The sequence below is a fragment of the Acinetobacter sp. 1124_18A genome (assembly GCF_052824995.1).
This window is the reverse complement of record NZ_VTDF01000001.1, coordinates 166431-179976: the sequence shown is the minus strand read 5'-3', so window position 1 is coordinate 179976 and position 13546 is coordinate 166431. Positions and strand designations below refer to the sequence as shown.

Below are 13546 nucleotides of genomic sequence, written 5' to 3'. Positions count from 1 at the left end.
TGGTTGTTTTTAATCTATTTTTCCATTTCGGCCAAAGTTAGGAAGATGTAAGCCCGGTTCTTTATGCATCCATACGTAGAATGCTCGCCCTGTTAAATTTTCTTCAGGAACGAAGCCCCAGAAACGACTGTCTGCACTTTGATCACGGTTATCCCCCATTGCAAAGTAATGTCCTTTTGGAACAGTCACTTCCCAATATAAACCGTCCTGGTTTGCATATTTACCATTTTCAACATAGTTGATAAATGGTGCTTGACGCGCCACATTTACGCCTTCGAGTTCACGCATTGTAAAGGTATGCTCACCAATCGTCTCTTTATGATAAATAGACGTTGGAGTATCTAACACGTCTTTTTCACGACTAAACTGTGTTAATACTTTTGGTACTTTTTGTCCGTTAATAATCAATTGTCCATGATCATAAACAAGATGATCGCCTGGCAAACCAATTACACGTTTAATATAACTGATGGTAGGTTGAGGTGGATAACGGAATACAATCACATCACCACGCTTTGGTTCTCCAACATCAATAATTTTCTTACTGACGATAGGTAAACGCACACCATAATCAAATTTATTAACCAAAATAAAATCACCAGTTTCTAAAGTGGGTACCATAGAGTCTGATGGAATATTAAATGGTTCGTAAAGGAATGAACGAAGTACAAGTACTACAGCTAAAACTGGCCAAAAGTCATAGGCCCATGTAATAACAAAATTTTCGTTCCCGCGCCCTTTATTTGCACGCTGTTTGAATACAAGTTTATCTAACAACCACACTGCAAATAGAATCAGCGTAACTGGAACAAGAATTAAATTAAAATCAAAATCCACACGACCTCACTCGCAGCCTAGCTGCTTTTCTTAAGGTAGGGAAAAGCAATATCTTACTTCCCCCTACCTTCATTTCTTATCTTTCTACTTTCAATACAGCCAAGAACGCTTCTTGTGGAATTTCAACACTTCCCACTTGTTTCATACGTTTCTTACCTTCTTTTTGCTTAGAAAGTAGTTTTTTCTTACGTGAAACGTCACCACCATAACATTTTGCTAATACGTTTTTACGCATCGCTTTTACAGTAGAACGAGCAATAATTTGTGCACCGATAGCCGCTTGAATAGCAACGTCGTACATTTGGCGAGGAATCAAATCTTTCATTTTCTCAACCAATGCAATACCACGATGACGCGCGTCATTACGGTGACAAATCATAGCCAAGGCATCAACCTTGTCACTATTAATTAATACATCAACCTTAACTAAAGCTGAACTTTCAAAACGCACAAAGTTATAGTCAAGCGATGCAAAACCACGAGAACATGATTTTAATTTATCAAAGAAATCCATAACGACTTCAGCCATCGGGATTTCAAAGGTAATAGAAACTTGATTACCCAAGAATTTCATATCTTTTTGAACACCACGGCGTTCAATACAAAGGGTCATTACATTCCCTAAATACTCTTGCGGAACAAGGATATGACATTCTGCAATCGGCTCACGCAAATCTTCAACAGTAGATCCATCTGGCATTTTTGATGGACTATCGATATAAATCGTTTCGCCTTTTTTGGTTAATGCTTCATAAATTACGGTAGGTGCAGAACTGATGAGATCCAGATCATACTCACGCTCTAAACGCTCTTGTACAATCTCCATGTGTAGCATCCCTAAGAAGCCACAACGGAAACCAAAACCTAATGCATCTGAGCTTTCTGGTTCAAAGAATAAAGCCGAGTCGTTGATCTGCAATTTTTGTAGCGCTTCACGGAATGGTTCAAAATCGCTCGCATCAATCGGGAAAAGACCAGCATAAACCTGTGGTTTAACCTTTTTGAAACCAGGTAAAATTGAAACATCAGGCGTAGCAGCAAGAGTAATAGTGTCACCTACTGGCGCACCAAAAATATCTTTGATACCCGCAATTACAAAACCTACTTCACCAGCTTCAAGAATATCTGTTTCAGTATGCTTAGGATTAAATACACCTACTGAAGTTACCGGATGAGTTTGTCCTGTCGATTTAACCAACATTTTGTCGCCCTTACGGATACGACCTTGTTTAATACGTACAAGAGAAACTACGCCTAAGTAGTTATCAAACCATGAGTCGATAATTAATGCTTGCAATGGAGCATCACGATCGCCTTCAGGTGATGGAATAACATCAACTAAACGTTCTAAAACACCCTCAACACCCAAACCAGTTTTTGCTGAACAGGTTGGTGCATCAGTTGCTTCAATCCCGATAATTTCTTCAATTTCATGAATTACACGTTCAGGTTCAGCCTGCGGTAAATCAATTTTATTTAAAATAGGAAGAACTTCGAGACCTTGTTCAATCGCGGTATAACAGTTTGCAACTGATTGTGCTTCTACACCTTGTGCAGCATCTACAACCAATAGCGCACCTTCACATGCAGCTAATGAACGAGAAACTTCATACGAGAAGTCTACGTGTCCGGGAGTATCAATAAAGTTAAGTTGATATTCCTGACCATTAGGATGAGTATAATATAGCGTTACAGAAGCGGCTTTAATGGTAATCCCACGTTCGCGCTCAAGCTCCATTGAGTCTAAGACTTGAGCTTGCATTTCACGATCTTGTAGACCACCACACATCTGAATAAAACGGTCAGCCAATGTAGACTTACCATGGTCAATGTGAGCAATAATCGAGAAATTTCGTATATTTTTGATATCGACGGATTTTTTAGCTTGCGCCATGGGTTACCTTGAGAAAATATAGAGTGCTATGTAGCTTGTTTTAATACACAGCCAAAGCAGTTAAATTAATTGCGTGCGATTATAACAGATGGATATTTTAAAGTATCCAAAATAATCATGAGCTTTGTACTTATGTTTAAAAAGGGACAATCGAAGTGAGCCTATTGCTTCGGACTATCGAGCATATAAAACAGTAAAATCATAAGGGTTTATGCTTGAATCAAGCGGCTTGTATGCATGAGTAAAAGTTGGCGACATTCGTTTTGGACGCCCTGTAGCAATTTCAATACATGCCCATTTAGTATTTCCAACAAATAATACGGCCTGATCTGATGGGCGGAAAAATACGTACTGGCGGAAAGAATAAAGAGCGTTAATATCATCTAACCATGTGCGTAATACAATTTGTTCGCCTTCAAATGCAGCTTTACGATATTGCACATGATGCTCAACCGCGACCATTGCATGTTTTAGCTCAAGATATTTAGTTACCCCGACTCCTAAGGTTTCAACATGAGCAGCGGCGACATCTTGCATCCACTGAACATACATCACATTGTTCACATGCCCTAAAGCATCAATATGATGTGGTTGCACCTGAATATGTAAATCAAAAATACTACTCACAAAGATTCACTCTTATTTATTAACTTTTAAACTGAAATAAGTGTAGGTAGATATCACTATACGCTCAAGATAAATAACAAAAAACCACCCATATTTAGGGTGGCTCATTGTTTCTCTTTTAAGTTTACTGGATACGTAAGCCAAGCATAGCGCGTTGTCCCTGACGGATAATTGCAACACGTGCTACCGTATTTTTTTGCAAGTTAGAAATAACTTTTGAAAAATCCTGACTATTCAAAATCTGGTTATTGTTGACTTGAATAATCACATCACCCGGAATGATATTTGACAATGATGCTAAGCCGCCGCGGCGAACATCTTGTACATAGATACCACCTTTCACACTTAAAGCACTTTTTTCTGGTTCAGCCAAATCACGAATGCTTATGCCTAAAACTGGGCCTTTAGTTACAGCACCTTGTGCACCTGTAGCAGGTGTTTCATCTGGGGCAGTCGTTAAAGTCGCTGAAATATTACGAATTTTATCATCACGCAATACTTCAAACTGAACAGTTTGATTTGGCTGTACTTTGTTTAATGCATAGAGCAATTCACTAGTACGCGGTACTGGATTACCGTTATATTTCAAAATCACATCACCGGCTCTGAGCCCTGCTTTTTGTGCAGGTGAGTTCGGAGAAATTTGAGTAATTAAAGCACCTTCAGGTTTTGGTAACTTGTAAGCATCGGCAAGGTTTCGGTCAATGTCTTGCATCATTACACCAAGATAAGAGCGTGTGACCTTACCTTTAGTTTTAAGCTGTTCGGCTACATCCATCGCTACATCAATCGGGATAGAAAAAGACAAGCCCATGTAACCGCCAGTACCACTAAATATTCGAGAGTTTACCCCGACTACTTCACCATTTTGGTTAAACAATGGACCACCAGAGTTACCTGGATTTAGCGCAACGTCAGTTTGAATAAATGGTACCGAAGTTTCACCACTCATATTTCGTGATTTAGCACTGACAATACCTGCCGAAGCTGAGTAGTCAAAACCAAATGGCGAACCAATTGCTAAAACTGGCTCACCCACTCGTAAGCGGTCAACGTTCCCTACTCGTAAAGCTGGATAGCTATTTCCAGTCACCTTTAACAATGCAACGTCTGTACGCTCATCACTACCGACTACAGTTGCATCAATTTCACGGCGGTCATTTAAAGTAATACTAATGCGTGAGGCATTTTCAATCACATGGTGGTTGGTAAGTAGGTAACCATCTTTACTAATAAAGAATGCACTACCGTATGCGGTTTTTTCTTGTGGACCCTGTTGCTGTGGAATGATGACCTGATTTCCAAAGAAACGTTTCAAAATTTCAGGGACTTGCTGCTGCAATAGTTCATCCTGAGTCATTTTTTTTACGACGTTTACACTCACCACTGCTGGACTAACTTGTTCAACGAGGTTTGAAAAATCAACAGCAGCATTTGCCTGAACAGCAGCAACTGTAAATACCGCTGCATACATTCCTTGTTGTAAATAGCGAGATTTCATTCGGTGCTCACCCACAATGGTCTACGAGAATAAGAATAAAACTGTTGTATCACAACGCTTTGGGGTTGTGCGTAACAATATGTTTATTTGTAAGACATCCTTACAATCATTATTTTACGCATTGCAACTTTTTAAGCCAATTGCAATTTTTCTCTGAGTTATAGCGCTTAAGCTCTTGCCTTTTTATATAAAAAGGGGTGTCATTAGCGGACGTTTTAGATTGTTGCGAATGGACATGCCTAATTTACAGACAATTCACCACTTTGACGTGATTATTGTGGGCAGCGGCGGTGCTGGTTTAAGTCTGGCTTTATCGTTACCAAATCATTTTAATATTGCAGTTTTAGCCAAAGCTGCTTTAACTGAAGCAAGTACCTTCTATGCTCAAGGTGGTGTTGCTGCTGTTCTTGATGAGACCGACTCGATTCAACAGCACATTAATGACACTATGATTGCAGGTGCTCATTTATGTGAAATGGATGCGGTACAACATACCGTAGAAGGCGGTCGTCCTTCTGTTGATTTTCTTTTAAAGCAAGGCGTGCAATTTACTTTAGATGAAGATGAACAACTTCATTTAACACGCGAAGGCGGTCATTCACAACGCCGTATTATCCATTCAGCTGATGCAACTGGTAAAGCGATTTCAACCACCTTGGTTGAACGTGCCCAAGAACGTAAAAATATTACTATTTTTGAAAACTACATTGCGATTGATTTAATTACATCACATAAATTAGGTCATACCGATCAAGCGAATCGCGCTATTGGTTTGTATGCCTTAGATGAAAATACGGAAAAAGTTCATACATTCCTTGCGCCATTTACCGCACTGGCTTGCGGCGGTGCAATGAAAGCTTACCTCTACACATCTAATCCAGATATTGCTACAGGTGACGGCATTGCCATGGCTTACCGAGCGGGTTGCCGTGTTGCCAATATGGAATTTAATCAGTTCCATCCAACTTGTCTGTATCATCCTCAAGCACGCTCTTTTTTAATTACCGAAGCCATGCGTGGTGAAGGTGCTTATTTGCGCTTGCCTGATGGCGAACGTTTTATGTTACGTTTTGACGATCGTGCAGAACTGGCTCCTCGCGATATTGTGGCACGTACCATCGACCACGAAATTAAACGCCTCGGTATTCGTCATGTGTGGTTGGACATTACACATAAATCACCAGAGTTTATCAAAGAGCACTTCCCTACACTTTATGCACGATTGCTTGAGTTAGGCATCGACATTACCAAAGACATGATTCCAGTGGTGCCAGCAGCGCACTATACATGTGGTGGTGTTGTGGTTGACTCAAATAGCCAGACGGATATTGAAGGTCTATATGCGATTGGTGAAACATCTTATACGGGCTTACATGGTGCAAACCGTATGGCAAGCAACTCATTACTTGAATGCTTCGTTTACGGAATGAGTGCAGCAAAAGACATCGAAAATAAATTTGATGAAAGCTTCAAACTTCCAGAAGTACCGTCTTGGGATGACTCTCAAGTTACCAATCCTGATGAAGATGTGGTGATTTTACAAAACTGGGATGAGTTACGTTCGACCATGTGGAACTACGTTGGTATTGTCAGAACCACAAAACGTCTAGAACGTGCTTTACACCGTATTGAAATGTTAAAGCGTGAAATCACTGAATATTATCAAGACTATCGTGTTAGCAAAAACCTAATTGAGCTGCGTAACCTTGTTTTAGTATCTGAGATGATTGTGCGCTGTGCTATGCAACGCAAAGAATCACGTGGTTTACATTACACGCTTGATTATCCAGAAACTTCGAGTGAAATTCGCAAAACGGTTTTAACTCCTCCAAATTTTGCAGTAGAACAGCCATTGGTCAATACTGATATTTAAGCTGTTCTTCTAAAAAAAAGCACAGTTCAGACTGTGCTTTTTTATTTGGTTTACTATTTATGATTTAGGTGGAATTGAATAAGTCGCAGTCACATGGGCAACGGGTTCTTCTAGCCCAACCGAATAAATCCAGACCTCACCCACAACAAGACTCTTTCCGACTTTCATGAGCTTACACTCACTGCGCAAGTCTTGATCCCCTGCGGGTTTTCTTAGAAAATTAATATTAAAATTGGTCGTCACAGCTAAACAAATAATTCCGATTTCACCTAATATTGCAATATACAAAGCAAAATCAGCCAAAGTCATCATGGTTGGGCCAGATATGGTTCCACCGGGGCGCTGATGTCTTTGATCGACATGATAATAAACAACCGCTGCTTTAGGCGTGACTGATTCAATCGTGCAATGTTCAAGACTTGGTGGAAATTCCTTTTCAAGAAATGCCACGATTTCTTCTTTTGAGCTTTTCATCCTTGTTATTCTTCAATCTATAAATCATATGTAAGATAGCATAAGAAAATAGCAGATATTTTCTATGACGTTTTAAATCAGAATTAACGTCATTTTTAACCACTCATATATTTTATAAGAGTGGCTCATCCAATTGCTTATCCTAAATATTGCAAAGCTTGCTCAAACACCTGATCAGGACTTTGGGTTGCATCTATTCGCTTAATACGTTCTGGTTCAGCTTTCCATAAGGTTTCATAGCCTTCACGAACCTTAGTGAAAAAACTTAATTTTTCTTGTTCAAAACGGTCTAAAGCTCCGCGTTCGCGTGCACGGTTCATGCCCAATTCAATCGGTGCATCTAACCAGAAAGTCACCTCAGGCATGCGCGAAACAAAGTTCTGATTTAAAAGCTGTAATTTATCTTGGCTTAAACCACGACCAGAACATTGATAAGCAAAGCTTGCATCGGTAAAACGATCACTTAAAACAATTTTATTAGACTCTAGAGCCGGCAAAATGACTTGTTGTAAGTGTTGAGCACGTGCTGCATAAATTAAGAGCAGCTCAGTATCATGACTCATATTTTCATCATGATTCACCGCCAAAAGCATAGAACGTATTTGTTCAGCTAGCGGCGTACCACCCGGCTCTCGGGTTAAAACAACTTGTTTACCTTGCTCTTCAAAATGCTGATGAATTTTTCGAATAAGTGTAGTTTTACCTACCCCTTCCGTGCCTTCAAAGCTAATAAACATCTCTTTTCCTTATTTCTTCGATCTCAACACGGATAAATAGTCTTGCACCGCTTGATTATGCGCTTGCAAGCTTGCCGTAAATTTGTGCCCACCATTACCAGTCGCTACAAAATAGATGTTATTTGAATCATCTGGATGCAATGCAGCTTCAATTGCTTTTTGGCTTGGTAAAGCAATTGGTGTTGGCGGTAAACCATTAATGGTATAGGTATTATATGCTGTTGGGGTACGCAGGTCTTCTCGGGTAATATTGCCTTTATAGTTATTACCCATACCGTAAATAACAGTTGGATCCGTTTGTAAACGCATACCAATTTTTAAACGGCGAACAAAAACGCCTGAAACTTGTGTAAGCTCACTGTCTAAACTTGTTTCTTTCTCAACAATAGAAGCCATAATTAATGCTTCATATTTATCTTTATAAGGTAAATTCGGCGCACGATTTGCCCAAGCTGCGTCTAAAGCTTTCCTTTGGCGATGATATAAATCAGTCAGAATTTTCTTATCTGTCTCACCTTTAGCAAAGAAATATGTATTAGGTGCAAACAAACCTTCAGGATGCCCATAAGGAATCCCAAGCGCTTTCATCAGCTGATCATCTGGTAAATCTAATATTGTATTTTTTACATTTTTATCATTTTTAAGTGCAGTGATAAGCTGTTTAAAAGTTGTACCTTCAATGACCAAAACACGGTTCATCTGAGCATTATCTGCATCAGATAGCATTTCTAATACTTCTCTTACACTCATTCCCTGTTCAATTTCATATACACCAGCTTTCATGCTGTCATGAATCATAAATTTCTGATAAAGCTTCAATACCACTGGAAAGCTAACTTTGCCTTCTTTCGCCAAACGATCAATAAAACCAGAATAGGTTTCACCAGATGTAATGGATAACATCTGTTTTTTGCCTTCAATAGGATAAGCTTTAAATAGACTCGACCATAAAATGGCAAAAGCAGAAATTAAGACAATAAACAGGCCAATTAAAACCAGTCGCTTAGAAAATTTTGGAGCTTGTTTCTTGTTATTTTTCTTGGCGTTTTTTGCTTTCGCATTCACAGGTGGCTTCGGCATATTAATGAATCTGATTCAAGTTAAGGATATGAAATAAATCTATGCATGCCTGTGTTTCTAGCGTTTTCTCCCCTAAATGAGTAACTACTCGCATAGGGTTTAAAGCATTACAAAAGAATAGACTTTGTATTTCAGATACTTCATCTAGCTCAATTACACGCACTTCACAGGCAATACCATGGTGCTGCATACGCGCCAGAATTTCTGCCCGCATTACACCGTGGACGCCATTATAGCGAAGTTCAGGAGTAATCCATCTATCATTTAAACGAATAAAACAATTACTGCTGACCCCTTCAACAATATAACCTTGTACATCAGTAACTAATGCTTCAGCCCACCCTAGTTGATCTGCTTCTTTTTTTAGCAATACTTGTTCAAGACGGTTTAAAGATTTAAGCCCAACTAAACTCGGCATGGTTAAACCCAAGGCCTGATTTAAAACACCACATTGAATAGAGTCAGGTAAAAATGGCTCTAAAGCTTTCGGATAAAACCAGATATAAATATCGGCGTCATGCTTTGGCAAGCTATAACCACGGTCGCCTATCCCACGACTAATCACAATTTTTAAAGTGCCATTGAGCACAAGATTCTGCTTTTGTAATTGCTGTAAGCTCTGTTCTATGAGTTCAAAATCTGCAGTTAAAGACAGTTTTTGACATGCAAGCTTTAGGCGTTCCCAATGTCTTTCTTTAAGCTCAATTTTGTTTTGAAAAACACGAATTGTGCTAAAGCACCCATCTCCATAATGAAATGCTCGATCCAGTAAAGGAATGGTTTCAACAGGTTGCCCATTTTTAAAACACCACATGTTTAATCCACCCTCTGCTTAAAACGACCCAACAATACAACACCTTTCATTTAAATAATAAATGACTGATTTTAAAAAATTATACCGATTTCGTATCTACTTTTGAAACTTGTTCTATATCAAGTTTTAAGATTAGTTTATCTCATTTTACTATTTCTATTTTTTTCATATTAAATTCGTTTTTTATTATTTTTTTAGAATAAAGACTAGCGCTATTCTTCGTTCATGTTTTGAACATTTCATATTTTTTGAGGACTTATCTCATGCGTTTTTCACAATTAAAGGTCGGGGTTATCGCTGCACTTCTGTCTGTTTCATCATTTGCAGCGCAAGAATTTTTAAACGTCTCTTACGATCCTACTCGTGAGTTATATACAGATTTCAATAAACAGTTCGGTACTTACTGGAAACAACGTACTGGTCAAGATATTGAGTTCAAACAATCACACGGTGGCTCTGGCAAACAGGCGCGTGCGGTAATTGATGGCTTAAATGCAGATGTAGTGACATTAGCACTTGCGGCAGATATTGATGAAATTGCTGAAAAAGCAAAATTACTTCCAGCTGACTGGCAGAAAAAGTTACCGCAAAACTCTACCCCATACACTTCAACAATTGTGTTTTTAGTGCGTAAAGGTAATCCAAAACAAATTAAAGACTGGGGTGATTTAATCAAACCAGGTGTAGAAATTATTACGCCAAACCCGAAAACTTCAGGTGGCGCTCGTTGGAATTATCTTGCAGCTTGGGCTTGGGCAAAACATCAACCAGGTGGTAACGATGCTAAAGCACAAGAGTACGTTCGCCAAATTTATAAACACACTAAAGTTCTAGATTCGGGTGCACGCGGTGCAACCACGACTTTTGCTGAACGTGGCATTGGTGATGTGTTACTGGCTTGGGAAAATGAAGCACATTTAGCTGTTCGCGAACAACCGGGTAAATTTGAAATTATTACCCCGTCTCTTTCAATTTTAGCTGAACCTCCAGTTGCAGTTGTAGAGAAGAATGCAAGCAAAAAAGGAAACTTAACGATTGCTAAAGGTTATCTCAACTACTTGTATTCGCCAGCTGGCCAAGAAATTGCAGCACGCAACTTCTACCGTCCACGCAATGCAGCCGTTCTTAAGAAATACAGCAATGTATTTAAGCCGTTGAAACTCGTGACTATTGATAAAGAGTTTGGTGGTTGGACGAAAGTACAAAAGAAACACTTCGATAATGGTGGTGTTTTCGATCAAATCGTGAAAATCAATAGTACAGAGAAGTAATTCTTTGTACTAAAGATAAGGAGAACAGACATGATTCATACTGTAATTGTTCCTGGTGTAGGTGGAAGTGAACATCAGCATTGGCAATCTTGGTTGCAGCGTAAACTCGTGTCTAGTTCTCGTGTTGAGCAAAAAAAATGGGATAGACCTGTACTAAGCGAATGGGTTGAGCAATTCGTTAAAACGGTTCAAGCAGCACCAGCTTCTGTACAAATTGTTGCGCATAGCTTTGGTTGCTTAACAAGTGTTGCCGCTTTAGCTGAGCATCCAGAGTTAAAAAACCGAGTTAAGAAACTTATTTTGGTCGCTCCAGCAAATCCAGCACGCTTTGGGGAAGCAGGGTTTGCTCGTCATAGCTTGACCGACTTCAAAGCGTATTTTCATCAATTAAAAATTGATGTGCCAACATCTCTTCTCATTAGTGAAAATGATCCGTGGCTCGGCTTTTTTGATGCTTTGCAACTTGCGAAATCATGGAAGTTAAATCCGGTTAACCTTGGTGAAGTTGGTCATATTAATGTTGCCTCAGGGTTTGGCCCATTTCCAGATTTGCTGAATTACTTAATTCCAGAAGATTCGATGTGTAGTCACTCATCTATCGACCCGGTAAAAACTCATTTCTCTTTGAAATTTGCTTAATACCCAGCTTTATATCGCACCGTTTATCTTTATTTATTCGCTTACTGGTTTCAGCAGGCTTTTCTCTTTGAGGAAATATCATGTCGCAGCGATCCCGAGTGCTGCCTGGGTTTGGTCTATCTTTGGGCTTCACCCTCGCCTATGTGTCTTTTATTGTGCTTATTCCATTAGCCGCAGTCTTTATCAAATCATTTGGAATTGGATGGGACGGATTATGGGAAATTTTAACCTCTGAACGTATTTTAAAATCACTTCAACTCAGTTTCAGTTCAGCTTTAATAGCAGCCTTTATTAATGTTGTATTTGGCTTGCTTCTGGCTTGGTGCCTTGTACGTTATAACTTTCCCGGAAAACGTCTGGTTGATGCATTAGTCGATCTACCTTTTGCTCTTCCAACTGCAGTTGCAGGTATTGCACTTACCTCACTCTATGCACCTACTGGCTGGATTGGTCAATATCTCGAACCTCTAGGCATTCAGGTTGCGTACACGCCTATCGGGATTACTCTAGCTTTAGTATTTATTGGTATTCCATTCATTGTAAGAACAGTTCAACCTGTTTTGAGTGATATTGAAACCGAGTTAGAAGAAGCGGCATCAGCACTTGGGGCAAATCGCTGGCAAACCATCACAAAAATCATTTTACCTATTTTATTACCAGCCCTATTTACAGGCTTTGCTTTAGCATTCGCCCGTGGCGTTGGTGAATATGGTTCGGTTATTTTTATTGCAGGTAACCAACCTTTTAAAACTGAAATTGCTCCACTCATGATCATTTCACGTCTTGAAGAATATGATTACGCGGGCGCAACAACGATTGCTGCGGTCATGTTGATTCTCTCTTTTATCATTTTATTTGCCATTAATTTACTTCAAGTCTGGGCAAACCGTCGTACAGGGAGAAATATCACATGAATCTACACAGCGACAGCAATGCACTCGCGTTTAAATTGCAATCACGTGATGCCACCCGTGAACCAGTCTGGGTCCGCTACACGCTCATTACCGTGGCTTTGATTTTCTTCTTAAGCTGCCTAATGTTGCCACTTATTCTGGTGTTTGTAGAAGCATTTAAACAAGGACTTGAAGTCTACGTTCAGGCTTTGATTGATCCAGATACGTTATCAGCAGTGAAATTAACTTTATTAACCGCAGCAATTGCAGTTCCAATTAACGTGATATTTGGTGTTGCCGCAGCATGGGCTGTTTCTAAGTTTCAGTTTAGAGGTAAGGCAATTTTAACCACCATCATTGATATGCCTTTTTCGGTTTCACCTGTTATTGCAGGTTTAATGATCGTATTGATTTTTGGTGCTCAAGGTTGGTTTGGTGGCTGGTTAATGGATCATGACATTAAGATCTTGTATGCAGTACCTGGAATTGTTTTAGCAACCATCTTTATTACGGTCCCTTTTGTAGCACGTGAGTTAATTCCACTGATGGAAGCTCAAGGAACAGAGGAAGAAGAAGCAGCGATTGTATTGGGTGCTTCAGGCTGGCAGACCTTTTGGAAAGTGACACTGCCTAACATTAAATGGGGTTTGATTTACGGTGTGATTCTGTGTAATGCCCGCGCAATGGGTGAGTTTGGTGCAGTATCGGTGGTTTCTGGTCACATCCGTGGTGAAACCAATACCCTGCCACTTCATGTCGAAATTTTATATAACGAGTACACCTTTAGCGCAGCGTTTGCAGTGTCCTCATTACTTGCTTTTTTAGCCCTATTAACGCTGGTATTGAAAACGTGGTTAGAACTACATCAAGACAAACCAGAACCACATTCAACTGATTCGTAAGGAA

Annotated in this window: 13 protein-coding genes; 5 read left to right on the top strand and 8 right to left on the bottom strand. The window is 39.6% G+C overall.

What is annotated here, in order from left to right; all coding sequences use genetic code 11:
* Positions 1-9: 9 nt before the first annotated feature.
* The 4 genes from lepB to FY048_RS00810 all read right to left on the bottom strand — a co-directional run bounded on the left by lepB (position 10) and on the right by FY048_RS00810 (position 4859).
* A complete protein-coding gene (gene lepB / locus FY048_RS00825; protein WP_446089788.1) occupies positions 10-837 on the bottom strand; it encodes a signal peptidase I in 828 nt (275 codons plus the stop codon).
* Between the two features lie 76 nt (positions 838-913).
* Complete coding sequence (lepA, locus tag FY048_RS00820) at positions 914-2731, bottom strand: translation elongation factor 4 (protein ID WP_016137375.1); 1818 nt, start codon at positions 2729-2731, stop codon at positions 914-916.
* A gap of 174 nt (positions 2732-2905) precedes the next feature.
* Positions 2906-3358, bottom strand: a complete 453-nt coding sequence (locus tag FY048_RS00815) for an acyl-CoA thioesterase (protein ID WP_446089787.1) — start codon at positions 3356-3358, stop codon at positions 2906-2908.
* A gap of 124 nt (positions 3359-3482) precedes the next feature.
* Entirely contained in the window at positions 3483-4859 is a 1377-nt protein-coding gene (locus tag FY048_RS00810) for a Do family serine endopeptidase (RefSeq protein WP_446089786.1), read from the bottom strand.
* Between the two features lie 229 nt (positions 4860-5088).
* Here FY048_RS00810 and nadB point away from each other — a divergent pair, with 229 nt between their 5' ends.
* Positions 5089-6732 (top strand): L-aspartate oxidase, encoded by a 1644-nt coding sequence (gene nadB / locus FY048_RS00805; RefSeq protein WP_446089785.1) that lies wholly within the window; start codon positions 5089-5091, stop codon positions 6730-6732.
* Between the two features lie 57 nt (positions 6733-6789).
* On the opposite strand, the gene FY048_RS00800 is transcribed toward nadB, so the two are convergent.
* The 4 genes from FY048_RS00800 to pabC form a co-directional block, all read right to left on the bottom strand.
* Positions 6790-7206, bottom strand: a complete 417-nt coding sequence (locus FY048_RS00800; protein ID WP_446089784.1) for a PaaI family thioesterase — start codon at positions 7204-7206, stop codon at positions 6790-6792.
* Between the two features lie 137 nt (positions 7207-7343).
* Positions 7344-7943 carry a dTMP kinase gene (tmk, locus tag FY048_RS00795; RefSeq protein WP_057106502.1) on the bottom strand — a complete coding sequence of 200 codons (600 nt, stop codon included), beginning with the start codon at positions 7941-7943 and terminating at the stop codon, positions 7344-7346.
* A 9-nt stretch (positions 7944-7952) separates the two neighbouring features.
* Positions 7953-9023: an endolytic transglycosylase MltG gene (mltG, locus tag FY048_RS00790; RefSeq protein ID WP_446089783.1), complete on the bottom strand. Its 1071-nt coding sequence runs from the start codon at positions 9021-9023 to the stop codon at positions 7953-7955.
* 1 nt (position 9024) lies between these two features.
* Positions 9025-9837 (bottom strand): aminodeoxychorismate lyase, encoded by an 813-nt coding sequence (gene pabC, locus FY048_RS00785; RefSeq protein ID WP_446089782.1) that lies wholly within the window; start codon positions 9835-9837, stop codon positions 9025-9027.
* Positions 9838-10100: 263 nt separating this feature from the next.
* On the opposite strand from pabC, the gene FY048_RS00780 reads away from it, so the two are divergent.
* From FY048_RS00780 to cysW, 4 genes are all read left to right on the top strand, one after another.
* The gene (locus FY048_RS00780; protein ID WP_446089781.1) at positions 10101-11108 is read left to right on the top strand and encodes a sulfate ABC transporter substrate-binding protein; all 1008 of its coding nucleotides are present in this window, start codon (positions 10101-10103) and stop codon (positions 11106-11108) included.
* A gap of 30 nt (positions 11109-11138) precedes the next feature.
* On the top strand, positions 11139-11747 hold the full coding sequence (locus FY048_RS00775) for an alpha/beta hydrolase (protein WP_446089780.1): 609 nt from the start codon (positions 11139-11141) through the stop codon (positions 11745-11747).
* An 80-nt stretch (positions 11748-11827) separates the two neighbouring features.
* Positions 11828-12661: a sulfate ABC transporter permease subunit CysT gene (gene cysT, locus FY048_RS00770; RefSeq protein ID WP_446089779.1), complete on the top strand. Its 834-nt coding sequence runs from the start codon at positions 11828-11830 to the stop codon at positions 12659-12661.
* Positions 12658-13542 (top strand): sulfate ABC transporter permease subunit CysW, encoded by an 885-nt coding sequence (gene cysW, locus FY048_RS00765; protein ID WP_446089778.1) that lies wholly within the window; start codon positions 12658-12660, stop codon positions 13540-13542. Before cysT ends, cysW begins: the two co-directional genes overlap by 4 nt.
* Positions 13543-13546: the final 4 nt, after the last annotated feature.

Bases quoted from the DNA above. Each gene is read 5' to 3' on its own strand.
- tmk (WP_057106502.1), bottom strand. From the start codon at position 7,943: ATGTTTATTAGCTTTGAAGGCACGGAAGGGGTAGGTAAAACTACACTT.
- mltG (WP_446089783.1), bottom strand. From the start codon at position 9,023: ATGCCGAAGCCACCTGTGAATGCGAAAGCAAAAAACGCCAAGAAAAAT.
- FY048_RS00800 (WP_446089784.1), bottom strand. From the start codon at position 7,206: ATGAAAAGCTCAAAAGAAGAAATCGTGGCATTTCTTGAAAAGGAATTT.
- FY048_RS00775 (WP_446089780.1), top strand. From the start codon at position 11,139: ATGATTCATACTGTAATTGTTCCTGGTGTAGGTGGAAGTGAACATCAG.
- cysW (WP_446089778.1), top strand. From the start codon at position 12,658: ATGAATCTACACAGCGACAGCAATGCACTCGCGTTTAAATTGCAATCA.
- lepA (WP_016137375.1), bottom strand. From the start codon at position 2,731: ATGGCGCAAGCTAAAAAATCCGTCGATATCAAAAATATACGAAATTTC.
- cysT (WP_446089779.1), top strand. From the start codon at position 11,828: ATGTCGCAGCGATCCCGAGTGCTGCCTGGGTTTGGTCTATCTTTGGGC.
- nadB (WP_446089785.1), top strand. From the start codon at position 5,089: ATGGACATGCCTAATTTACAGACAATTCACCACTTTGACGTGATTATT.
- FY048_RS00810 (WP_446089786.1), bottom strand. From the start codon at position 4,859: ATGAAATCTCGCTATTTACAACAAGGAATGTATGCAGCGGTATTTACA.
- FY048_RS00780 (WP_446089781.1), top strand. From the start codon at position 10,101: ATGCGTTTTTCACAATTAAAGGTCGGGGTTATCGCTGCACTTCTGTCT.
- pabC (WP_446089782.1), bottom strand. From the start codon at position 9,837: ATGTGGTGTTTTAAAAATGGGCAACCTGTTGAAACCATTCCTTTACTG.